The organism is Roseibaca sp. Y0-43 (assembly GCF_020667835.1).
GTDB lineage: Bacteria > Pseudomonadota > Alphaproteobacteria > Rhodobacterales > Rhodobacteraceae > Roseinatronobacter.
This window is the reverse complement of record NZ_JAFMPR010000004.1, coordinates 32,097-55,432: the sequence shown is the minus strand read 5'-3', so window position 1 is coordinate 55,432 and position 23,336 is coordinate 32,097. Positions and strand designations below refer to the sequence as shown.

Annotated in this window: 20 protein-coding genes and 1 tRNA gene; 4 read left to right on the top strand and 17 right to left on the bottom strand. The window is 64.1% G+C overall.

From position 1 onward, the window contains the following. The first annotated feature begins 51 nt into the window (after positions 1-51). Positions 52-1,002, top strand: coding sequence for an L-threonylcarbamoyladenylate synthase (locus tag J1C52_RS06065; protein ID WP_227427040.1), 951 nt, complete (start codon positions 52-54; stop codon positions 1,000-1,002). Here the strand turns inward: J1C52_RS06065 and J1C52_RS06060 are convergent. Beyond that, positions 999-1,817: an LOG family protein gene (locus J1C52_RS06060; protein WP_227427039.1), complete on the bottom strand. Its 819-nt coding sequence runs from the start codon at positions 1,815-1,817 to the stop codon at positions 999-1,001. The genes J1C52_RS06065 and J1C52_RS06060 overlap by 4 nt on opposite strands. Positions 1,818-1,912: 95 nt before the next feature. Between J1C52_RS06060 and dapD the strand changes: the two genes are divergently transcribed. Further along, positions 1,913-2,743 (top strand): 2,3,4,5-tetrahydropyridine-2,6-dicarboxylate N-succinyltransferase, encoded by an 831-nt coding sequence (gene dapD, locus J1C52_RS06055; RefSeq protein WP_227427038.1) that lies wholly within the window; start codon positions 1,913-1,915, stop codon positions 2,741-2,743. A gap of 20 nt (positions 2,744-2,763) precedes the next feature. On the opposite strand, the gene J1C52_RS06050 is transcribed toward dapD, so the two are convergent. From J1C52_RS06050 to J1C52_RS06010, 9 genes are all read right to left on the bottom strand, one after another. Beyond that, positions 2,764-3,960, bottom strand: coding sequence for a glycosyltransferase family 4 protein (locus tag J1C52_RS06050; protein ID WP_227427037.1), 1,197 nt, complete (start codon positions 3,958-3,960; stop codon positions 2,764-2,766). 23 nt (positions 3,961-3,983) lie between these two features. Then, a complete protein-coding gene (locus J1C52_RS06045) occupies positions 3,984-4,295 on the bottom strand; it encodes an ETC complex I subunit (protein WP_227427036.1) in 312 nt (103 codons plus the stop codon). Positions 4,296-4,502: 207 nt separating this feature from the next. Beyond that, positions 4,503-5,498: an ABC transporter ATP-binding protein gene (locus tag J1C52_RS06040; RefSeq protein WP_227427035.1), complete on the bottom strand. Its 996-nt coding sequence runs from the start codon at positions 5,496-5,498 to the stop codon at positions 4,503-4,505. After that, positions 5,495-6,472, bottom strand: coding sequence for an ABC transporter ATP-binding protein (locus J1C52_RS06035; protein ID WP_227427034.1), 978 nt, complete (start codon positions 6,470-6,472; stop codon positions 5,495-5,497). The genes J1C52_RS06040 and J1C52_RS06035 overlap by 4 nt, the downstream gene beginning before the upstream one ends. A gap of 14 nt (positions 6,473-6,486) precedes the next feature. Next, positions 6,487-7,416 carry an ABC transporter permease gene (locus J1C52_RS06030; RefSeq protein ID WP_370633239.1) on the bottom strand — a complete coding sequence of 310 codons (930 nt, stop codon included), beginning with the start codon at positions 7,414-7,416 and terminating at the stop codon, positions 6,487-6,489. A gap of 13 nt (positions 7,417-7,429) precedes the next feature. Then, entirely contained in the window at positions 7,430-8,416 is a 987-nt protein-coding gene (locus J1C52_RS06025) for an ABC transporter permease (protein WP_227427032.1), read from the bottom strand. Positions 8,417-8,492: 76 nt separating this feature from the next. Further along, positions 8,493-10,094 (bottom strand): ABC transporter substrate-binding protein, encoded by a 1,602-nt coding sequence (locus tag J1C52_RS06020; RefSeq protein WP_227427031.1) that lies wholly within the window; start codon positions 10,092-10,094, stop codon positions 8,493-8,495. 209 nt (positions 10,095-10,303) lie between these two features. Then, positions 10,304-11,392 carry a glycosyl transferase family 90 gene (locus J1C52_RS15150; RefSeq protein ID WP_227427030.1) on the bottom strand — a complete coding sequence of 363 codons (1,089 nt, stop codon included), beginning with the start codon at positions 11,390-11,392 and terminating at the stop codon, positions 10,304-10,306. Between the two features lie 78 nt (positions 11,393-11,470). Beyond that, positions 11,471-11,544: transfer RNA gene (locus tag J1C52_RS06010), tRNA-Gly, on the bottom strand. A gap of 125 nt (positions 11,545-11,669) precedes the next feature. Here J1C52_RS06010 and rmuC point away from each other — a divergent pair. Beyond that, complete coding sequence (rmuC, locus tag J1C52_RS15145; RefSeq protein WP_227427029.1) at positions 11,670-13,229, top strand: DNA recombination protein RmuC; 1,560 nt, start codon at positions 11,670-11,672, stop codon at positions 13,227-13,229. On the opposite strand, the gene J1C52_RS06000 is transcribed toward rmuC, so the two are convergent. Beyond that, complete coding sequence (locus tag J1C52_RS06000) at positions 13,226-14,185, bottom strand: acetyl-CoA carboxylase carboxyltransferase subunit alpha (RefSeq protein WP_227427028.1); 960 nt, start codon at positions 14,183-14,185, stop codon at positions 13,226-13,228. The genes rmuC and J1C52_RS06000 overlap by 4 nt on opposite strands. Before the next feature lie 119 nt (positions 14,186-14,304). Between J1C52_RS06000 and J1C52_RS05995 the strand changes: the two genes are divergently transcribed. Beyond that, positions 14,305-15,783 carry a DNA polymerase Y family protein gene (locus tag J1C52_RS05995; RefSeq protein WP_227427027.1) on the top strand — a complete coding sequence of 493 codons (1,479 nt, stop codon included), beginning with the start codon at positions 14,305-14,307 and terminating at the stop codon, positions 15,781-15,783. Here J1C52_RS05995 and J1C52_RS05990 read toward each other — a convergent pair. From J1C52_RS05990 to J1C52_RS05965, 6 genes are all read right to left on the bottom strand, one after another. Next, entirely contained in the window at positions 15,765-17,570 is a 1,806-nt protein-coding gene (locus tag J1C52_RS05990; RefSeq protein ID WP_227427026.1) for an ABC transporter ATP-binding protein, read from the bottom strand. The two genes, J1C52_RS05995 and J1C52_RS05990, sit on opposite strands and share 19 nt — an antisense overlap. A 69-nt stretch (positions 17,571-17,639) precedes the next feature. Further along, positions 17,640-18,047 (bottom strand): hypothetical protein, encoded by a 408-nt coding sequence (locus tag J1C52_RS05985; protein WP_227427025.1) that lies wholly within the window; start codon positions 18,045-18,047, stop codon positions 17,640-17,642. A gap of 26 nt (positions 18,048-18,073) precedes the next feature. Further along, the gene (csgH, locus tag J1C52_RS05980) at positions 18,074-18,454 is read right to left on the bottom strand and encodes a curli-like amyloid fiber formation chaperone CsgH (protein WP_227427024.1); all 381 of its coding nucleotides are present in this window, start codon (positions 18,452-18,454) and stop codon (positions 18,074-18,076) included. 65 nt (positions 18,455-18,519) lie between these two features. After that, positions 18,520-18,954: a hypothetical protein gene (locus tag J1C52_RS05975; RefSeq protein WP_227427023.1), complete on the bottom strand. Its 435-nt coding sequence runs from the start codon at positions 18,952-18,954 to the stop codon at positions 18,520-18,522. Between the two features lie 182 nt (positions 18,955-19,136). After that, the gene (gene mfd / locus J1C52_RS05970) at positions 19,137-22,577 is read right to left on the bottom strand and encodes a transcription-repair coupling factor (protein ID WP_227427022.1); all 3,441 of its coding nucleotides are present in this window, start codon (positions 22,575-22,577) and stop codon (positions 19,137-19,139) included. A gap of 57 nt (positions 22,578-22,634) precedes the next feature. Further along, entirely contained in the window at positions 22,635-23,162 is a 528-nt protein-coding gene (locus J1C52_RS05965; protein WP_227427021.1) for a component of SufBCD complex, read from the bottom strand. Positions 23,163-23,336 lie beyond the last annotated feature (174 nt).

Here is a 23,336-nt window from a genome sequence, read left to right as displayed (position 1 = left end):
TACTGATAGCGGGTTGCTGGCCCTTGCAGAACCCCAACGCCACGTCACGCTATGGAAAAATCGCCGCAAACAGAGCTTCTTGGCCCCGCGGATGTTGCGCGAGCAGCACAACTTCTGCGTGCAGGGCAGCTTGTCGCCATGCCCACGGAAACGGTCTACGGGTTGGCGGGCGATGCGCGGAACCCTGATTCTGTCGCGGCGATCTTCGCGGCAAAGGGGCGGCCCGCGCATAACCCGCTGATCGTGCATGTGGACAGTCTGGGCAGGGCGACGCAGTTTGCCAACCTGCCCGACGCTGCGCGCAAACTCGCGCACGCGTTTTGGCCCGGTGCGCTGACACTGGTCGCGCCCTTGCGCGAGGGTCATGGGCTGGCAGATGCCGTGACGGCGGGCTTGCCAACGGTCGCGCTGCGGGTGCCTGCGCACCCGCTGGCCCGCGCACTGCTGGCGGAATTTGGCGGGCCAGTCGCGGCCCCTTCGGCCAATCCGTCTGGCCGGATCAGCCCGACAACAGCGGCGCATGTCATGGCGGGCTTGGCCGGGCGGATCGCGGCGGTGCTGGACGGCGGCCCCTGCCCTGTCGGTGTGGAATCGACCATTTTGGGCTTTGAGGGCGAAGAGGCCGTGCTGCTGCGCGAAGGCGGGATAAGCGCGGAACAGATCGCGGGCATTTTGGGCCCGCCCCCCAGCGCCCGAAGCGACACCAAGATCGCCGCGCCGGGGCAAATGCTGTCGCATTACGCGCCCGCCGCGCGGGTACGGTTGAACGTGACCGAACCGAAGGACGATGAAATCTGGATCGGGTTCGGTCCGGACTGCGCGGGTGCTGCGCTGTCGCTCTCGCCCACGGGCGATCTGGAAGAAGCGGCTAGCGCCCTGTTTGCGATGCTGCACCATGCCGATGCAACCGGCCAACCCATCGCCATCGCGCCCGTGCCAGAGCATGGCATAGGCGCGGCCATCAACGACCGTTTGCGCCGCGCCGCCGCGCCACGCGATTAATCCGCTGAAAACCCGTCGATCACGGCAATCGCCTCTTCGGCGGTATCGACCATGTGAAACAGGTTCAGATCCTCTGGGCTGATCGTGCCGGCCTCTGCCAGCATGTCCCAATTCACGACCTTGGACCAGAAATCGCGCCCGAACAGGATGAAGGGCAGCTTAGCCATGCGCTTGGTCTGGATCAGCGTCAGCGCCTCGAAGGTTTCATCGAGCGTGCCAAAGCCGCCCGGAAACACTGTGATCGCCTTCGCGCGCATCAGGAAGTGCATTTTGCGAATGGCGAAATAATGGAAGTTGAAGGTCAGGTCGGGCGTCACATATGGATTTGGCGCCTGCTCATGCGGCAGCACGATATTCAGACCAATCGAGACACCGCCCGCCTGCTCTGCGCCCAGATTGCCCGCCTCCATCACACCCGGGCCACCGCCGGTGATAATCACATCCTCGCGCCCATAGGCCTGCACGGACCGCAGCGTCATCTCATAGGCGAATTTGCGCGCTTCCTCGTAGAAGCGCGACAGGTCCGCCAAAACGGGCGTGCGGGCTTTTGCCGCATCCTCTGGCCGGGGAATGCGCGCACCGCCGAACATGACGATGGTGGACTGAATGCCGCGCTCCGCCATCAGCAATTCGGGCTTGAGCAATTCCAGCTGCAAGCGCACGGGCCGCAATTCGTCGCGCACAAGGAAATCAGGGTCCGCAAAGGCCAGACGATAGGCCGGGTGCCGGGTCTGAGGGGTGTCGGGCACACCATCCCACAGGTCCATATCCTGACGGGCATCGGGGAACGGGTGGCGCATGTCGCGGTCTTTCAAATGGGCCTCCGGGGCGGGTTATGCGGGAATTGCGGTTGTCTGGCACTAAGGCTATATGCGTCACACCCTGATGACCAGAGCCATGGAGCGCCCCTATGACCGACAACGCCGCCCTCGAGTCCGCCATTGAAGCCGCGTGGGACGCCCGCGATACGATTACCCCCGACACCAAGGGCGAAGCCCGCGACGCGATTGAGGCCACGCTGGACGCCTTGGACAGCGGCAAGCTGCGCGTGGCCGAGCGTCAGGAGAATGGCGACTGGCATGTGAACCAATGGGCCAAGAAGGCCGTGCTGTTGGGGTTCCGGCTGAAAGACATGGAAAAGCACGAAGGTGGCCCGCAGGGCGGCACTTGGTGGGACAAGGTCGACAGCAAATTCGCCGACTGGAAAAAGGCCGATTGGAAGGACGCGGGCTTCCGTGCCGTGCCGAACTGCATCGTGCGCAAATCGGCCTATATCGCGCCCGGCGTGGTGCTGATGCCGTCTTTCGTGAACCTTGGCGCCTATGTCGATAGCGGCACCATGGTCGACACTTGGGCAACCGTGGGAAGCTGCGCGCAGATCGGCAAGAATGTGCACCTGTCGGGCGGCGTGGGCATCGGCGGCGTGCTGGAGCCGATGCAGGCAGGTCCGACCATCATCGAGGACAATTGCTTCATCGGCGCGCGGTCCGAAGTGGTCGAAGGCTGCATCGTGCGCGAAGGCTCGGTCTTGGGCATGGGCGTCTTCATCGGCAAATCCACCAAGATCGTGGACCGCGAAACCGGCGAAGTGATGTATGGCGAAGTGCCGCCCTATTCGGTGGTCGTGGCCGGGTCGATGCCGTCGAAGAACGGCGTGAACCTGTATTGCGCGGTGATCGTGAAGCGGGTGGATGCACAGACTCGGTCGAAAACCGGGATAAACGAATTGCTGCGCGACTAAGCAGCCTCGGCGGGGCGCGCCTAGCTGGTCGCCTCGTTGAACAATGCTTTCAGCCTGCGCGCGCTGTCGCGCAGGTCGTGGCGCTCTTCCACGCGGGCGCGGGCGTTTTCGCCCATCGCTTCCAGCCGGTGCATGGGCGTTTCAAGACATTTGCGCAAGCTGTCTGCCAAGGCCGCCACATCGCCCGCGGGCACCAGCCATCCTGCTTCGCGGTCCACCAGTTCGGGAATGCCCGCGATATAGGTCGAGATCACGGGCCGCCCCAGCGCGAAGGCTTCCATGATGACGATGGGCAGCCCCTCGGCAAAGCTGGGCAAGACCATCGCGCGCGACGCCTTCAGCGCCGCTTTCACCGCGTCGCCATCGGCCCAACCGCGCAACTCGACCGCCTGCGCCAAGCCATGGCGCGCGATCAGCGCCTCTATCTCGGACCGGGTTTCGCCATCGCCGATCAGGACCAGCCGCGCCTGCGGATGGGTTTCCAGCACATCGGCCATGGCCTGCACCAACAAGACCTGCGCCTTTTGCGGGCATAGACGGCCTATGCAGACAAAGGGCGCGTCGCCCTCTGGCGGGGGTGTCGGCGTCAGGTCGCTGACATCGACCCCGCAATGTACGACATGCAGTTTGTCCCAGATCGCCGCACCCCCGGCCAAGGCCAGACGCGTGCGCGCGAATTGGGTGATGGCGACAGCAAAGCGCGCCTCTGCCAGTTTCAGCGCCAGCGAAGATGCCTTGGGGTCGTCGAATTCATCGGGACCATGCGCGGTAAAGGAATAGCCCGGCCCGCCCAAACGATGACACAGCAGTGCAACAGCGGCGGTATTGGTGGTGAAATGCGCGTGGATATGATCGCAGCCCTTGGCCGCGCGTTTCAGATGCACCGCTTCGAGAAGATAGGCCATATGCCGCACAAATGCCCCCGGACCCGCCGCGCGCGCCATGGCCCACATCGCCCCAAGCGCGTGCAGCACACCGCGCGGGTTGCGCAGCAACTCGGCCAGCAGGTAGCCCACAAGCCGCAGGGAACCGGCGGTCAGCAGGTAATGGGTTTTCGCGGCCTCTGCGCGGTCGGCGGCTTCAATCAGCGGCTCTTGCCAAGGCCTTATCGCGAAACGCTTCACCTCGACGCCCAAGGCTTCGACCGCTGCGATCTCGCGGCGGATGAAGGTGGCGCTTGTCACCGGGTAGGTGTTCATCAGATACCCGATGCGCATGGCCGATGCCCTCAATGGATGGGTCAGTGCGTCCAGACCTGCCGACGGTTGGTCGCGAAATTCTCGGCATAGCCCGTGGGGCGAATATTCGGGCGGCGGGTCTTGGGTTCGACCACGGTGTAGTCGATGCCATGTGCCTTGGCATAGGCTTCGGCGCTGTCGCGATCATCAAAGCGCAGCGTCACCTGGCTGTCCATGTCGCCCGAACTGGTCCAGCCCATCAGCGGGTCGATCTTGCGGGCCTGCGACGGCGCAAAGGACAGAACCCATTGCTTTGTCTTGGCCGTGCCCGACTGCATGGCGTTGCGGGCGGGGCGGTAAATACGTGCACGCATGGTGTGAACCCTATCTCAAGCTGGGCTTGTTATCACGCCTTGGACCCGATTTTGCAAGCCCGCGCGACAGGTGCAGACAGGAAGACCCCGCCGAAAGGAGGGAACGAGGAGTAAGTCTTCCGAGACAGGGTTATCTTCCTGCCTGCGTAGATGAAGCTAGGGGCAGAAGGGATTCTGGGCAAGAAAAAATGTAGCTAGGATACATGTTTAGGCCACACTCTCGGCTTGGCCTGCGAAATGACATGCCGCCTGTCCAGTCGGGGTGACACGCGGTTTCGGGATGTCAGCCTTGCAAATATCGGCGGCCAGCGGACAGCGCGGGTGAAACGCGCAGCCCGATGGCGGGTTGATGGGGTTGGGGATCTCGCCCAGCACAGGCTTGCGCCGCCGCCCCGACAAGGCAAGGTCCGGCACGGCATCGAGCAACATGCGCGTATAGGGGTGCTGCGGTTCCAGAAACAGGCGCTTGGCATCGGCCACTTCGACAAGGCGGCCCAGGTAGAGCACCCCGATGCGGTTCGCCATATGCCGAACGACCGACAGGTCATGACTAATCAGCAGGTAGGTCAGGCCGAACTCATCCTGCAAATCGCGCATCAGGTTCAGGATCTGCGCCTGAACCGAAACGTCCAGCGCCGAGGTCGGCTCGTCGCAGACAATGAATTCGGGCTTCGAGGACAGTGCCCGCGCGATGGCGATGCGCTGGCGCTGACCGCCGGAAAATTCATGCGGGAATTTCGCGGCATCGGCGGCGGACAGGCCCACCACTTCCAGCAGGCGGTCCACCTCGCGCGCGACATCGGCGCCCTGCATCAACCCGAAGGTCACGATGGGTTCAGCCACGATGTCACGCACCCGCCAGCGCGGGTTCAGACTGGCGAACGGGTCTTGAAAGATCATCTGGAAGCGGCGGCGCAGCGCGCGCATGTCGGCACCGCTGGCGAAATCCATCGGCTTCCCGTCGAACAGGATGCGCCCTTCGGATGGGGCCAGCAGCCCCACGATCATCTTGGCGATGGTCGATTTGCCAGAGCCGGATTCGCCCACAAGGGCAAAGGTCTCGCCCTTGTTAATGCTGAAATTCACATCGGCATTGGCGGTCAGGAATTGGCGGGTTTCGCGTTCCAGCACCCGGTTCAGCCACGGTTTCGAAATGTCGAAGCGCCGTGTCAGCCCTTCGACCTGAACAAGCGGATGCGTCATGCGCCCCCCTCCTCTGTCAGCCAGCAGGCCACCTGATGATCTGGGGCCGCCGCGCGCAGATGCGGCCGTTCGGCCCGGCAGCGGTCAAACACCTGATCGCAACGCGGGTTGAACGCGCAGCCTGCGGGAATGGCGTTCAGCCGCGGCATGGCACCGGGGATTTGCACCAAGCGGTCGCTGGTCTGTTCCAGCGTCGGGATCGCCCCCATCAGCCCGCGCGTATAAGGGTGGCGGGCGTGCTGGATCACCTCGCGCACCGGGCCGATTTCGGCCATGCGCCCGGCATAAAGCACGGCAACCCGGTCGGCGGTTTCCGCGATCACGCCCATATCATGGGTAATCAGCATGACGGATGCACCACGCTCGGCACAAATCTCTTTCAGAACGTCGATGATCTGGGCTTGCACCGACACGTCGAGCGCCGTTGTCGGCTCATCCGCGATCACGAGTTCCGGCTCTGCCGCCAAGGCGAGCGCGATCACCACGCGTTGCCGCATCCCGCCAGAGAAATGGTGCGGGTAGTCGTCTATCCGGCGCGCGGCAGCGGGAATTCCCACGCGGTCCAGAAGCGCCACGGCGCGGGCGCGCGCCTCGGCCTCGGACACGTCCATATGCGTGCGGATGGTTTGGATCAGCTGCCGCGCCACGGTGTAAAGCGGGTTCAGGCTGGTCAGCGGGTCTTGGAACACCATGCCGATGCGCCGGCCCCGGATGCGGCGCATCGCTTCAGGGGCGAGCGTGTCGATCCGTTCGCCCCGCAGCCGGATTTCACCGCCGGCAATGCGCCCCGGCGGCTCTAACAGCCCGATGATCGCGGCCCCGGTCAGCGATTTACCCGCGCCAGACTCGCCGACCATGCCCAAGACCTCGCCGGGAGCGATGTCGAAAGACACTTGGTCAAGCGCGCGCAGCGTGCCGCGCCGGGTCGGAAATTCGACCACCAGATCGCGGACGGAGAGTAGCGGTTCTTGCATCTTTCCCCCGGTCATCAGCGCAGCCTCGGGTTCAGCGCATCGCGCAACCAGTCGCCCAGCAGGTTGACCGACAATGCCAGCGCCAGAAGTGCGATAGACGGGAACAGCAAGATCCACCATTCGCCAGAGAACAGGTATTGCTGACCGATGCGGATGAGCGTCCCGAGCGAGGGCTGCGTGGGCGGCACACCGACGCCAAGGAAACTGAGCGTCGCTTCCGCGATGATCGCCAACGCCAGCCCGATCGTGGCAATCACCAGCACCGGCCCCATGACATTGGGCAGGATATGCTTGATGAGGATCTTCGCCGGATGCGCGCCAACCACGCGGGCGGCTTGCACGTATTCCTTCGATTTCTCGACCATCGTCGCGCCGCGCACCACGCGGGCGAATTGAACCCAGTCGGACAGGCCAATCGCCACGATCAGCACCCAGATGGCCATGGTCTCGCGGTAGGCGGGCGGGATCAGGCCACGCGCGACGCCGAAGATCAGAAGCGCGATCAGGATGGACGGAAAGGAAAGCTGCACATCGGCAATGCGCATCAAAAGCCCATCCACCCAGCCGCCGCGATAGCCCGCGATCAGGCCCGCCGTGATACCCAACAGCATGGCGAACAGCACCGCGGAGATGCCGACGAACAGCGAAATCCGCGTGCCGTAAAGGATGGTCGACAGCACATCGCGCCCTTGGTTGTCCGTGCCAAGGATGTAGCTGTTGCCGGTGAAGGCGTTGGGTTCCATCGGCGGGGTGAAGCCGTCCATCAGGTTCAGTTGCGACGGGTCATAGGGGTTGGTGGGTGCGATCCACGGCGCGAAAATCGCCGCCAGCGCGATCAGCAACACAACCAGCCCCGCGACAATCGCCACCGGGCTATGGCGGAAGGACCACATCACATCGCTGTCCCAGACACGGGCGAAGCGGGATTGCGTGTCGGTTGTCATGGCCATGCCCCCCTCAATGCCCGCCGCCCGCGCGCTCTACGCGCAAGCGCGGGTCAACGGCGTAATACAAAAGGTCCACGATCAGGTTGATCACCACGAAGATGACGGCGATCAGCATCAGGTAAGCGGCCATGACCGGCACATCGACAAAGCGGACCGAGTTGATGAACAGCGCCCCCACACCCGGCCATTGAAACACGGTTTCGGTGATGATGGCGAAGGCGATGATCGCGCCAAGCTGAAGCCCGGTGATGGTAATCACCGGCACCATCGTGTTCTTCAGCGCGTGGCCGAAATGGATGGCGCGGTTCGACAGCCCGCGCGCGCGGGCGAATTTGATGTAATCGGTGCGTAGCACTTCCAGCATCTCGGCCCGGACAAGTCGCATGATGAGCGTCATCTGGTACAGACCCAGCGTGATCGCGGGCAGGATAAGCGACGCGCGACCCGAATCCGTCAGAAAGCCTGTCGTCCACCAATCACCCAGCGCCACCACATCGCCGCGCCCGAAACTGGGCAGCCATTGCAGTTCCACCGCGAACAGCCAGATCAGCAACACCCCGATCAGGAATGTCGGCAATGACACACCGATCAGCGACACGCTCATGATGGTGGTCGACAGCCACCCCCGGCGGTTCAGCGCGGTATAGACGCCAAAGCCCACGCCAAACACAAAGGCCAGCAGGCCCGACACCAGCGCAAGCTCCAGCGTGGCGGGCAAGCGTGACAGGATCAGCTCCATCACCGGCTGTTGCAGGCGGTAGGAAATGCCGAAATCGCCCTGCGCGGCGCGGGTGACGAAGTTGAAGAACTGCACCACGAACGGGTCGTTCAGGCCCAACCGTTCGCGCAAGGCTTCGCGGTCGGCGATGGTGGCTTCCTGCCCCATCATGGTCGAAATCGGGTCGCCCACATAGCGAAACAGCGCGAATGACACCAGCGCCACGACCAGCATGACGACCAGCGATTGCGCCACCCTGCGAAGGACAAAGGCCAGCATGATGTGTTCCCTGCACCGAAAAATGGAAACGCGCGCGGGGCGTTACGGCCTCGCGCGCGTCTGTGTCGTCTAGCGATCAGTCAAAGGTGACATCTGCCATGGACGGCTGGTTTTCCGGGTGCACCGGCAGGTTGATCCCCTCGCGCATGGCATAGGCCAGCGTCTGGTTGTGGATCGGCAGGAAGACGCGATCCGCCTGCACCTGTTCCCAGACCTGCGCGATCATCGCGTCGCGCGCGTCCAGATCGGTTTCTGTCGCCATGGCCTTGACCAGCGCATCCACCTCGGGGTTGGAATAGCGCGAGCCGTTCCAGCCGCCGCGTGCGTCTTCGGTGCTGTGCACAAGGAAGTCGAACACATACTGGCTGTCGAAGGTCGGCACGCCCCAACCCAGCAGGTAGAAATCCGTCTCGCGGTTCTGGATCAGCGGGAAATGCATGGAGCGGGTCTGCGACACAAGGTTCGCGTTGATCCCGATCCGGGCCAGCATACCCACCAGCGCCTGGCTGATCGCCTCGTCGTTCAGGTAGCGGTCATTCGGCGTGTGCAGATCGACCGAGAAACCATCGGCATAGCCCGCTTCGGCCATCAGCGCCTGCGCGCGTTCCAGATCGGGCGCGGGATAGGCATCCAGCTCTTCGGTCCAGCCGTTCACGAAGGGCGGCATGGCCACGCCCGTGGGCAGCGACTGGCCGCGCATCACGACCTGACGGATCGCGTCGCGGTCCACGGCCAGATGCATCGCCTCGCGCACCAGCGGGTTGGCGAAGGGGTTGCCCTCGACGCTTGCGGTCAGCAGGTCTTCGGACCCCATGTCATAGGCAAAGAAGATGACGCGGTTTTCCGGGCCGAATTCGACCTTGATGCCGTCCGTCTGCTCCAGCCGCTGGATGTCTTGCACCGGCACGTCCTGCACGATGTCCACTTCGCCCGACAAGAGCGCGGCAACACGGGTCGCGGCTTCGGCGATGGGGGTGTAGATGATCTCGGTCACTTGGGGCGCTTCGTCCCAATGGCCCTCGAACGCTTGCAGCACGGTACGCACTTCCGGCTCACGCTCGACCAGCATGTAGGGGCCGGTGCCATTGGCGTTGCGCACGGCATAGCTTTCCTCACCCGCCGCGAAATCCTGCGCCTCGACCGCGCCATTCGCTTCGGCCCAGGCCTTGGACATGATGAAGGTGTTGGTCAGGTTCTGCACATAAAGCGGTGCCGGACCTTCCATCTTGATATGCACGGTCATCGCATCGGGCGCGGTCACTTCGACCACACCGGCATGCAGGCCTTTCATGTCCGACGTCTCGCCCCGCGCGCGGTTCAGCGAAAAGACCACGTCATCGGCGATCAGAGGCGTGCCGTCATGGAAGGTCACGCCGTCGCGCAGGGTGAACACCCAGACCGTGTTGTCATCGGGGTGAATGCCCCATTCGGTCGCCAGACGCGGCGTCAGAGAGCCATCGGTCGCGCGGCCCACCAGCGTTTCATAAATGTGATGCGCCAGCGTGTGCGTCGGGCCTTCGTTCTGGCTGTGCGGGTCCAGCGTCAGCGAGTCGCCGACGCGCGCCCAGCGGATGGTTTCGGCGCTGACAGCAGCGGCCCCCAAGCTCAGCGCAAGCGCCGAAACAGAGGCCAAACGCAACGCGCCGGCAAGCCCTCCGCGGAAGGAAATGGCAGTCATGTCGTATCTCCCATGTCGTTTATTGGTCGTTTTTTTTCGGTCCCTGCACGGCCCGACAGGCCGCGCGGAATTGCCACAGGTTGCCAGCACTGGTGCCGCAAGTCGAGGGGGGTTTGTCGCTTTTGCAACCAAAAGCCTCTTTCCGCAGCGTCAGCGGCCTATCTCTGTGGCGGCGGGGCAGCCCGTGTCGCTACCCTGCCCCCATATATCTACCCTGCCAAGGCGCGGTAATCGTCATAGACGGCGCGCAGATGCAGGTCGCGCAACCGCGCATCGCCCAGCAAAGCGCAAAGCGCTTTCGCGCGGGCGGCGATGGCCTTGCATTCGGCAGGGTTAGCGCGCGCCCAATCCAGCTTTTCGTCCAGATCCGTTAGCAAGGGTGCGAGCGGGATGTAATGCTCCCACGGGCGGATAGCGGCGGAATAGAACAACTCCCACCCGTCCTCTTCGCGCAGGACCACCGAATTGCTGTCCAGCGCCGGGATGAAGTTCGACCCCGTGTCATTCCCGCGTATGCTGAGGATGTAGCGAAACTGACGCTGATAGGACATGGGCTTCCACGGGGCCGCGATATGGCCCAGGCCGTGGCGGGTCAGGATCGCGGTCAACCGCTCGTCGCAGGTCAGGCCCAGGTCGAAACCGGGCTGGCCGGTGCGATCGAACACCACCCCGAAACGCGGGTTCAGGCGTAGCTCCGCGATGATCGGGGGCGCTTCCTCGGCGCTCTTGGCCGCTTCCAGCGTGGAGATCAGGACCATGCAGTTCTTCCCGCCCCCGCCCGTAGGCCGGGTTTTCCCCGACAAGGCACCGCGCCAGACAACCGCATCCTGCTTGTCCTCAAACGCAATGTGATCGGGCGGCGTTTTGCCAAGGAAGCGTTGGGTGCCAAAGTCGTGGTAGCGCGGCAAGGGCCAAAGCGCGACATTCTGCGCCTGCGGCAGGCGGCAATAGCACAGAAGCGGCGCGGGCACGGGGCGCTGCGGCGTGCCCAGAATGCGCGCGTCTTGCAGGTCCATATGCACGACGCCCTGCGCCCCCATGGTTTGCAGCGCCTGCAAGGTTCCAAGGTTTCGCAAGGGTTTATGCGCCTCTGCGGTTTGCACCCATTGGCCCGCGTCGCGCCGAAACGCCCCAACGCCGCCGGTGCGGTCGCGGGTCGTGCCGCCGTCGAAATCCGCGCTTTGGAACAGGACAGAGCCTTGTGCGAAACTGCCCTGCCCCATCGGTCCGGGGCGCGCGCGCGACATGGACAGGATGTCCTCCAGAAACCCCTGTTCCGCCTGTGAAAGCCTTGCCACGTCACGCTCACCTATTGCCTGCACAGGTGAAGATGCCGCAAATGCCCGGCCACAGAAAGACAAGATTTTCGGAATTGCTGGAGCGGGTAGCGGGAATCGAACCCGCACTTCAGGCTTGGGAAGCCGGCGCGCTACCACTACACCATACCCGCTCTGGGCTGCCGAATAACACTATTCGCCGCCCTGCCACAAGACGATTCTGGTGCGTCCTGCGCCTTGACTTTCGCCCGCCGGACGGGCGAGGTCGGGGCGACAGCCCAATCCGAAAGGTGCACGCGTGCAAGCCAGTCTGGAACAGCTTTGGCAAGACATCCTCGCCAATTCCGAGCAGGTGATCCTGATCCTGCTGGCCTTGGCGGTGCTGGCCATCTTGTTCCTTGTCTTTCGCAAGCCGCCCAAGCCCGTGATCGACCCGCAACTGGCTGCCGATCTGGCCCGCGCCAAGACCGAAGTCACGCATCTGCAAGGCGCGCTGGCGCAAGCGACAGGGGAACGCGACAGCCTGCGCGCGGCACTGTCGGCAGAGCAGATCACGACCGCGCGGCTTGGCACGCAATGCGACAATATCAGCGACCAGCTTGAAGCCGCGAAGCACCGCCACGCCACGGCGCTGGAACGCGCCGAGAGCAGCTTCAAGGACCAGATCACTCGGCTGGAAGCGGATCTTGCCCGCGCGCAAGAGCAGATCACAGCCCTGCGCGATACCAATGCGGCGCTGACGACCGACAAGCGGGTGCTGGAGGAAACGCTGGACACCCAACGCCGCAAACATGCCGAGCTGAGCGCCGAGATCGAGCAGAACCGCGCGCAATTCGTCAACCAGTTCAAGGCCATCTCGTCCGAGATTTTGCAAAACCAAGGCCGGGCGACGACACAGGCGCAGAAGGACGAGCTGGAAAAGCTGCTTTCGCCCTTCAAGCAGGAATTGGGTTTCCTGAAATCCGGCCTGAAGGACATGACTGAAAAGGCCGAGCGCGAACGCCAAAGCCTTGGGCAGCAGATTCAACTGATGCAGGCGAAAGCCAAGGAATTGTCGGAAGAGGCCCACAGCCTGACGCTGGCCCTGCGCGGCGACCGCAAACGCCAAGGCAATTGGGGCGAGACGATCCTGGAGCGTGTGCTCGAATCCGCGGGCCTTGTCGAGGGCACGCATTTCACCAAGCAGGCCACCAAGATCAACGAGGATGGCCAGCGCCTTGTGCCCGATATTGTCGTGCATCTGCCCGGCGCGCGTGACGTGGTGATCGATTCCAAGGTCACGCTGGTGGCCTATCAGGACATGATGATGGCCGCCGATGACCCGGTCGCAGAGGAAGAGGCACTCAAACGCCATGTCGCCGCCGTGCGCGCGCATATGGCAACGCTTTCGCGCAAGTCTTACGACCAGTTGGGCTTCGACAATATCGATTCCGTCCTGATGTTCCTGCCGATCGAGGGCGCCTTGACCGCCGCCCTGTCACGCGCGCCCGATCTGGTGCTGGAAGCAGCCGAAAAGCGGATCCATATCCTGACGCCCAGCACGCTGATGCCGATCCTGAAGATCGTCGATCACCTCTGGACCATCGACACACGCAACAAGAATGTCGAGGTGATCGTGGACCGAGCGGGCAAGCTGCATGACAAGTTCGTGTCGGTGGTGGAAAGCATCGACGATATCGGCAAGCATCTGCAACGGGCAAGCGACAGTCAGGCAGAGGCGATGAAGCGCATGTCTACCGGGGCAGGCAATGTGTTGCGGCAGGCAGATGAATTGCGCCAGTTGGGCGCGCGCAGCCGCAAGGTGATGCCCGAACACCTGCTGGGCCATACCGATGACAGCGAAATGGGCGACGGTTAAGCCGCCAGCCCCTTGCTGCCCATATCCAGAAACTTGCGGCGGCGGTCGCGGCGCAGCTTGTCGGGGCTTTTGCCATCCATCTCGGCCAGCATGGCCGCAATGGCGCTGCCCACGGCGCGCACGGTTGTGTCGGGATCACGCTGCGCGCCGCCCATCGGCTCGGGAATGACCCTGTCTATCACGGCCAGTTTCAGCAGGTCTTGCGCGGTCAGGCGCAGCGCCTCGGCGGCTTCGCGCATTTTCTCGGCGTCTTTCCACAGGATCGACGCGCAGCCCTCGGGGCTGATGACCGAGTAAACCGAATGCTCCAGCATCGCGATACGGTTCGCGGTGGCCAGTGCCACGGCACCGCCCGATCCGCCTTCGCCGATGATGACCGATACCATCGGCACGCCCAGCGACAGGCATTTCTGGGTGCAGCGCGCGATGGCCTCGGCTTGCCCGCGCTCTTCCGCGCCCTTGCCGGGGTAAGCGCCGGGCGTATCGACCAGCGCCACCACGGGCAGGCCGAAGCGGTCGGCCATGTCCATCAGCCGGATCGCCTTGCGGTAGCCTTCGGGGCGCGCCATGCCGAAATTGCGGCGGATGCGGCTTTGCGTGTCATGCCCCTTTTCCTGCCCGATAACCATGACCGGGCGATCGTTCAACCGCGCCAGCCCGCCGATGATGGCCTCGTCCTCGGCAAAGCCCCGGTCGCCGGCCAGCGGCGTGAATTCGTCGAACAGCGTGTCGATATAGCGCTTGCAATGGGGCCGGTCCGGGTGGCGCGCGACCTGGCATTTGCGCCAGGGCGACAGGGATTTATACATGTCCACCAGCATCTTCTGCGCCTTGGCATCAAGGGCGGCGGCCTCTTTCTCGATCTGCACATCGGGGTTGGCTTCGGCCATGGCGCGCAATTCTGCGGCCTTGCCTTCGATCTCGGCCAAGGGCTTTTCGAATTCGAGGTAGTTCATCACCCACTCCAACGCAGTTTGTTGGGATATGCGGCATCGGGGCGCGATTTGCAATGCACCTGACGCTCGACCGGAACGCGGGAATGCGATAGAACAAATGCGGAACATCTGGAATCGCCATGCCCGCCCAACGCCGTATCATCGTGATCTGGCTGCCCCGCCTGCAATCGGAACTGGCCCTGCGCCGGTTGGGGCTGGACGCGCCCTTTGCCATGATCGAGCGGCAGCGCGGCGCGGAGCGGCTGGTCTGCCTGAACGCGCAGGCCGAAGGGTTGGGGCTTTCGCGGGGCATGGGGCTGGCGGATGCGCGCGCCATTTGCCCCGATCTGCTGACCCGGCCCGCCGACCCGCACCGCACCGCGCAGACGCTGGAGTCTTTACGCCGCTGGGCGCTGCGCTACTGCCCATGGGCCGCGTGCGATGGCGCGGACGGGCTGGCGCTGGACATCACGGGTGCCGCGCATCTGATGGGCGGGGAAGCGGCGCTGCGCGACGACCTGCTGGCGCGGTTGGCGCGCATGGGCTTTACCGCGCGCGCGGGTCTGGCCGATACGCGCGGCGCGGCCTGGGCCATGGCGCATGTGGCGGGCGGTGGGATTATCGCGCCGGGCAGCACCCGCGCGGCCCTTGGCCCGCTGCCCTTGGCGGCGCTGCGGCTGGATGCGAAGATGCTGGCCGCACTGGAACGGCTGGGCCTGCGCCGGGTGCGCGACCTGGCGCAGATGCCGCGCGCGCCCTTGGCACGGCGCTTCGGGGCCACGTTGCTGCAACGGCTGGATCAGGCCATGGGCGACCTGCCCGAACCCGTAGCCCCCCCGCCCGCGCCGCCCGTGATGGCGGTGCGCCTGTCGCTGCCTGACCCGATCGGCCTGCTGGGCGACCTGCAAGCGGCCCTTACGCGTTTGCTGGAGCGGCTGTGCCAGCATTTGCACCGGGCCGAAATGGGCGCGCGACGGCTGGTGCTGGACCTGTCGCGTGTCGATGGGCAAGCGGTGCGGCTGGAAATCCGGCTGGCGCGGCCCATGCGCGACGCGGGCGATATAGCACCGCTATTCGACCGCGCGCTGGATGGGGTGGATGCGGGCTTTGGCATAGACGCGATGCGGCTATGCGCGCCCGACACAAGCCCCCTGCCCTTGCAGCAGGTCACGACCGGCGGCGCACAGGCGCAAGACGATCTGGCCGACCTGATCTCGCGGCTCGGCAACCGGCTGGGGTTTGACCATGTCCAGCGCCTGTTGCCCGCCGATAGCCATATTCCGGAAAAGGCGTTCACCGTTGCGGCCGCCGCCTATAGCGACCCTGCCCCCGATTGGCCGCCCGCGCGCACACAGCGCCCCTTGGTGATGTTCCCGCCCGAACCCATCGCGGGCAGCGGGCGCGCATTGCCGCGTCGGTTCAAGTGGCGGGGGCAGACATGGCAGGTGGTGGCCGCCAGCGGGCCAGAGCGCCTGACCCCCGAATGGTGGCTGGATGACCCGAACTGGCGCTCGGGGATGCGCGACTATTGGCGGGTGCAGACGGATCGGGGCGCACGGCTGTGGCTGTTTCACACGCCCCAGCGCGATGGCTGGTGTGTTCAGGGCGAATTCGCCTGATCTTCCTGTTCGTCCTGGCCGAACTGGATGGCATATAGCCGCGCATAAGCCCCGCCTTGCGCCAGCAATTCGTCATGCGTGCCCTGCTCGACCACGCGGCCCCGGTCCATGACCACGATCTTGTCGGCGCGCCTCACCGTCGACAGCCTGTGTGCGATTACCAGCGTGGTGCGGCCCTGCGCCAGACGGTCCAGCGCATCTTGCACTAGCAATTCGGATTTCGCGTCGAGCGCGCTGGTCGCCTCGTCCAGCAGAAGGATCGGCGCGTTGCGCAACAGCGCCCGCGCAATCGCCACGCGCTGACGCTGCCCGCCCGACAAGGATGATCCGCGCGGACCTGCCAGCGTGTCCAGCCCATCGGGCAGGTTGGGCAGGAAATCGGTCACATGGGCATCGTCCAGCGCGGCTTGCAGCGCGGCCTCGCTGACCTCGCCCGCGCCAAGGGTGACGTTGTCGCGGATGGTCTCATCAAACAGCGCCGTGTCCTGGCTGACCACGGAAAACAGCGCGCGCAGCTCTGCCAGATCATAGTCGCGCACATCCTGATCGCCGATCAGCACCTGCCCCGACTGCACATCGGCCAAACGGGTCAGCAGCGTGAAGATGGTGGTTTTGCCCGCGCCGGAAGGCCCGACGATGGCCGTGGTCTGGCCCGCTTCGGCCACCAGCGAAAGCCCCCGTAACACCGGCGTGTCATCATAGCCGAAGGACACATCGCGCAATTCGACACGCGCGGCATCGCGGGCGGGCGGCGTTGCGGCTGGCATGGGCGGGCTGACGACCTTGGGCACAACCTGCAACAGCCCATGCGTGCGCTCCAGCGAAGCAAGGATATTCTGCCATTCCGCCGACAGTGCCGAGAGGCGGCGCATCGGGTCGAACAACAGGCCCAGCGCGGTGAAGAAGGACATGAACTGCCCGACCGTGCGCGTGCCCTCAATGATCTGGAAGCCACCCACGATCAGCACAAGCGCAAAGCCAAGTGCCGCGGCGAAATCCATCACCGTGCTGACCGACGCCTGACCGACCGCAGCGCGGGTGGCCTTGCGGGCAAAGGTTTCCATGATCTGGCGAAACCGGCCCAGCTCTTGGCGCTCGGTGCCCGTCAGCTGGATCGTGGCGATGCCATGAAACGCCTCGTCCAGCCGGTTCGAGCTGTCCGCCGCTGCCAGCCGCGCCTCGCGCGAGCGGCGGCGGATGAAGCGTTGCAGCGCAAGGATCGGCACGACGACGACCGGGATCGCGGCGATGGCGGCCAAGGTCCATTGCCAATCGGTCCAGAGCGCGACACCCAGCAGCACGATCACCGCCGCACCGTCGCGACCCGCGCCGGTAATCAGGCCGTTGAACACCATGATCATGGCGATAGAGTCGCCGCGCACACGCTCGATAAGGATACCGGGCGCGTGCAGCTTGAAAAACGCTTGGTCCAAGGTCGACAGATGCGCCAGCAAATCGCCTTGCAACTCTGCCATGGCGCGTTCGGCCTGCCATGCCATGATGGATTTGTGCACAAGCCGCGCCAAGGCGCGCCCGAAAAAGACAAGCGCCATGGCAAGCGCCACAAACACAACCCGCGCGCGTTCCCCCTCGACCAGCACATCGTCGAACATGGGCTGCACAAGGTAGCTGAAGGCGCCCATCATGGCCGCTTCTATGACCATGAACAGCACGGCCAGCGCAATGAAATGCAGGCGTTTGCGGATGAACCCGTCCCACAGCCAGCGCGCAACGACACGATCGTTGCGCGACTGGGTCTTGCGGGTTTGGACGGGGGTGTCTGACACGGGCGGGTCACTTCTGGCTGCAATCGGCGTAGCCTTATCGGCAATGCCCCCCCGGGGACAAGCCCGCTTCTAACGGCTGATCTGCACCAGAACCCCCGCTTCGCCACCGCGCTGGACAATATCGGCATGGGCACCATTGCCGACCTGCACGATGATTTGCCCGTTCCCGCCACCGGTTTGCGACAGGGTCGCACGGTGGTTGCGGCCCCTTTGGTGCACGATTGCGCGGTTGTTTCCGCCGCTTTGATACACTCCGGCCGCATGGTTGCGCCCGATCTGGCGGATATCCGCACCCGAGCGGATGTCGCGGTGAATGGCATAGAGCGCAATCGCGGCATTCAAAACCCGCGCTTCCTGCGCATTCCGCGCGTTCAGCGACAGAGACAGGGTTTCGGCCTGCGCACCCGCCAAAGGCAGGGACGCCACACAGGCCGCAAGAGCCACCTTTCTGGGCAAGGCAGAGATAAGGTTGAACATCGGTATCTCCTTTTCCAAATCCGGGATCACAGGCTCAGCGTGCTGCATGTCTGGCTTTGACCACCCGCCCAAAGCGTCATCCTGGCGCTCAGGTCTTGCGCGCGGCCCTGGAATTGCGCTTCGGTCAAACGGACGCGTTGCCCCGGTTGCAGGCTGAAATCGCCGCTTTGCTGCACATTTGCCACGCCCGACGCAGAGTACTGGGCGATGTCCAGCGTATAGGTGCCGCTCAGCGCAACGGGCGCGGCCGCTTCGGCACGCAATGTGACCCGCTGGCCAAGCTGGCTGAGGTGCAGCTCGCAGACGAGAACGGCTGGGCTGGCGCGATCGGTGGACAGCGCAAGGGTGGCGCTGCTGGCCACGCCGGCAATCACGATCGCGGCGGCAGTGTAGGGAAGTGCGGGCATATCCGGTCCTCCGGGTATAAGGGGAACGACCGGGGGCACAGCGCCCCCGGCATCTGGCACAGGCATCAGTCCTGAATGATGACGGTCACATTCCCGGTGCCGTGCTGCGTGGTGGTCGCGGTGTTGCCGTGGCCCGTCTGGATCACGCCCACCGCGTTGCGATGGCCCGATTGCACCACTGTCGCGTCATGATGGCGGCCGAACTGGGCGACACCGGCAATATTGCGACGCCCAGATTGCGCCGTGTCGGCCACGTTGCCACGCCCGTCCTGCCCCACGACCACGCGGTTGCGTGCGCCGTCCTGCGTGCTCAGCGACAGGTTGGAGCGCCCGCGCTGGGTGATGGTGACGCGCTGGTGATGGCCGCTTTGCGCCAAGGCACCCGCATTGTCGTGGCCCCATTGTTGAACGATGACCCGGTTGGACCCGGCATGGGCGGGCAGCAGGCCCAGCGTCAGCACGATCGCGGTGGCGGTGGCGGTCAGTTTGGTGATGGTCATGGCGTATATCCTTGTTGTCTGGTTGATCAGGTCGCCCGTTTCGGGGCACAGCGGTGATCCGCAAAACCAAACTGGCCGAGCCAAGGCTTGCCGCACAATATCATCGCCCCGCTAGGCCATGACGGGGCGATGTTATCGGATAGCATTCTGCTATCCATATGATTTACATATAAATAAAGGGCCTAGCCCGCTGCCTTCGCGGCCAGATCGCGCGCGATGGCGAAGGCACCGCGCACGCGGTCCTTCTCTGTCGCCCAATCGCGCTTCACCACGATCTTGTTGTCGCGGATCGTGGCCAGCCCTTTCTGGTCCTGGATGAACTCGACCAGGCCAGAGGGATTCGGAAACTTGTCATTGTGGAACTGGATCGTCGCGCCCTTCGGTCCGCAATCGAACTTGGCAATGCAGCCGCGTTTGCATTCGGCCTTGATGCGCATGACCGCCAGAAGCGTATTCACCTCGCGCGGCAGCTTGCCGAAACGGTCGATCAGTTCGGCAGCGAAGCCTTCCAGCTCGACCTTGCTGGTCAGGCCGGACAAACGACGATAAAGTCCAAGGCGCACGTCCAGATCGGGCACATAAGGTTCCGGGATCAGCACCGGCACGCCCAGATTGATCTGCGGGGCCCATTGTCCGTCCAGATCATCGACCGAAGCGATCTCGCCCGCGCGGATCTTGGAAATCGTTTCCTCTAGCATCTGCTGATACAGCTCGTAGCCGACCTCCTTGATATGGCCCGACTGTTCTTCGCCCAAGATGTTGCCCGCGCCGCGCAGGTCCATGTCATGGCTGGCCAGGTTGAAGCCCGCGCCAAGGCTGTCGAGCGAGGCAAGCAGCTTCAACCGCCGCTCTGCCTGCGGGGTCAGGGGCAGGCGCGGCTTAGTTGTCAGGAAGCAATAGGCACGGGTTTTCGATCGGCCCACTCGACCGCGTATCTGGTAAAGCTGCGCCAGCCCGAACATGTCGGCACGGTGCACGATCATGGTATTCGCGCGCGGAATATCGAGGCCGGATTCGACGATGCTGGTGGCCAGAAGCACGTCATACTTGCCATCGTAGAAAGCGTTCATCCGCTCATCCAGATCGCCCGCGGCCATCTGGCCATTAGCGGTGACGAAACTGACCTCGGGGACATGGGTGCGCAGGAATTCCTCTATTTCCGGCAAGTCAGAGATGCGCGGCACGACGAAGAAGCTTTGCCCGCCCCGGTAATGCTCGCGCAGGATCGCTTCGCGCAGGGTCAGCGTGTCGAATTCTGACACATAGGTGCGGATTGCCAGACGGTCGACAGGCGGTGTCTGGATGATGGACAGGTCGCGCACGCCCGTCAGCGACAATTGCAGCGTGCGCGGGATGGGCGTGGCGGTCAGCGTCAGGACGTGAATATCGGACCGCAGCTCTTTCAGGCGTTCCTTGTGGCCCACGCCGAAATGCTGTTCTTCATCAATGACCAACAGGCCCAGATTGGCGAATTTCACCGATTTCGCCAAAAGCGCATGGGTGCCGATGACAATATCGACCGTGCCCTTGTTGATCCCCTCTCGGGTGGCGGTGGCCTCTTTCGCGGACACGAAACGCGACAGGGGGCGCACATTGATCGGGAAGCCCCGGAACCGGTCGGCAAAGGTCTTGTAATGCTGGCGCGCCAAAAGCGTCGTGGGCGCGATGACGGCAACCTGCACGCCCGACATGGCGGCGATAAAGGCCGCGCGCATGGCGACTTCGGTTTTGCCGAAACCCACGTCACCCACCACCAGCCGGTCCATGGGGCGCCCGCTCTCAAAGTCCGACACCACGTCGGCAATCGCGTTCAACTGGTCATCTGTTTCGGCATAGGGGAAGCGGGCGAGGAATTCGTCCCAAAGCCCGTCGGGCGCGTGAAATTCCGGCGCTTTGCGCAGCTGGCGTTCGGCGGCGATGCGGATCAGCTTGTCGGCAATCTCGCGGATGCGTTGCTTCAGCTTGGCTTTCTTGGCCTGCCACGCCCCGCCGCCCAGCTTGTCCAGCAAGCCTTCCTCATGGCCGTAGCGCGAGAGCAGCTCGATGTTTTCAACCGGCAGGAACAGCCGGTCGCCACCGGCATATTCGAGCGCGATACACTCATGCGGCGCGCCCATGGCGGTGATGGTTTCCAGACCCGTGTAGCGACCCACGCCATGTTCGACATGCACGATCAGGTCGCCGGGGCTGAGGGTCTGCGCTTCGGTCAGGAAATTCTCGGGCCGCTTGCGTTTGGATTTGCGGCTGACAAGACGGTCGCCCAGCACGTCTTGCTCGGAAATCACCGTCAGGTCGGGGGTCTCAAACCCCGCTTCCAGCGGCCAGATGGTCAGGAACAAACCCTTGGCCTTGGCATCCATGTCGCGGATGCTGGCGATGTCCTTGGCCGCGCCCGCGCCGTGATCTTCCAGCAAGCCGCGCAGGCGTTCGCGCGCGCCCTCGGAATGGCTGGCCAGAACCACCGCACCCTGTTTGCCGCGAGCCGCGATATGGCCGGCAAGCGCATCGAACACATTCGCGCCCGATTGGCGTTCCGGTGCAAAGCTGCGGCCCATGCGCCCGCCCGCGTCCAGCACACCCGGCCCCGGCGCGGTCGGCGCGGCTTGCAGGCGGATCACGCGGCGGGGCGCAAGGGCTGCGTCCCATGCCGCGCCGTCCAGATACAAAAGCTCTGGCGGGCACGGTTTATAGACCGTGTCCATGCGGCCCTTCGCGCCCATCGCCTCGCGCCTTGCGTCATACTGGTCGGCGATGCTCTCCCAACGCGAGGTCCGCAGCGCATCGAATTGTTCGTCCAGCACCAGCGCGGCGTCGGGGACATAGTCGAAAAGCGTCGCCATCTTGACGTGGAAGAAAGGCAGCCAATGCTCCATCCCCTGATGCTTGCGGCCCGCGCTGACGGCCTCATACAGCGGGTCGTCATTGCCAACCGCGCCGAATTCCACGCGGTAATTCTGCCGAAACCGGGTGATCGCGGCTTGGTCGAGGATGATCTCGGAGACCGGCGCGAATTCCACGCGGTCCAGCTTTTCAAGGCTGCGCTGCGACACCGGGTCGAAGCGGCGCGCGCCATCCAGCACATCGCCGAACAGATCCAGCCGCACAGGGCCGGTTTCGCCCGGCGGGTAAATGTCGAAAATCCCGCCACGAATGGCATAGTCGCCGGGCTCTGACACCGTGGGCGCCTGCGAAAAGCCCATCCGCACCAGCCACCCACGCAGCGCGTTTTCGTCCAGCCGCTTGCCGACCGTGGCCTGAAACGACGCCTCGGCCACCACATCGGGCGCGGGCACATATTGCGTGGCCGCCGACAGGGTCGTCAGCAACACGAATTGCCCCGGCACACCATGCGCCAGCGCCGCAAGCGTGGCCATGCGCGCGGCGGAAATGTCGGGGTTGGGCGAAACCCGGTCGAAGGGCAGGCAATCCCATGCCGGAAAGCGCAGCACCGTCACCTCTGGCGCGAAAAAGGCCAGCGCCTGCGCCATCGCCTCTGACCGCTTGTCGTCGCGCGCGACATGCACAAGCGCGCCGCCAGCGCGGTCCAACTCGCGCTTCAGAAGTGCCGCGTCAAAACCCTCGGGCGCACCGCCCATGATGATCCGGGAAGCAAGCGTGCTCATAGGTCTGGTATCTGTCCTTGTTGATCTGCACCGAAGCGCTTGGCGAAGGGAAACCCCCTAACCGCCCAGCACCGAGGCGGTCATGACATGTAGCATTCCCCAGATCGCGGTCACGAAAATCGCGATCAGCCCGATGAACTGCACCCACAGCCTGTGGCGCAGAAGCGCGCGATGCAGGCGGTCGTCGCGCATGTGGTCATGCTCTATCCGAAAGGCCAGCCGCACCGCGAGGAACTGGGTGATCGCCAAGGGCAGGAACAGCAGAAACACCGCTTGGGCAAATTCCAGCCCGTAGCCGAAGGCCATGATGCACACGGCCGTCAGCACCATGACCTGAAAACCCAGCACCCAATGGCCCGCGCGGCGCACCACGGTCAGGCGGCGGCGCACGAAAATGCTCACTAAGGTGTTCAGGTCTTCAGACGCCTGCCCGCCCTTGCGCCGGGCCTTGACGATCAGGTCATAGGGCGCGCCCATCACGGTTTGCGACGCGGACGACCACGCAATCGCCAGAACGATCCAGAACCAGACCGACGAGAAAGACCGCATGTCGATCAGTTCGAATATGTTTTCCAGCAGATACAACGCGCGGGACTTTCGTGACTTGGGTGGAATTCGGTTATCCCCTGCGCGGCGTTTTTGCAATGCCACCGCATGGGAAGGGCTGCCCAGATATGTCGCACGGGCCACCCGGATGATTGCGCTATCAAGCCAAGATTGCGCTAACGCCTGATTAACAAACGGTTTTCGCCCTTTTTT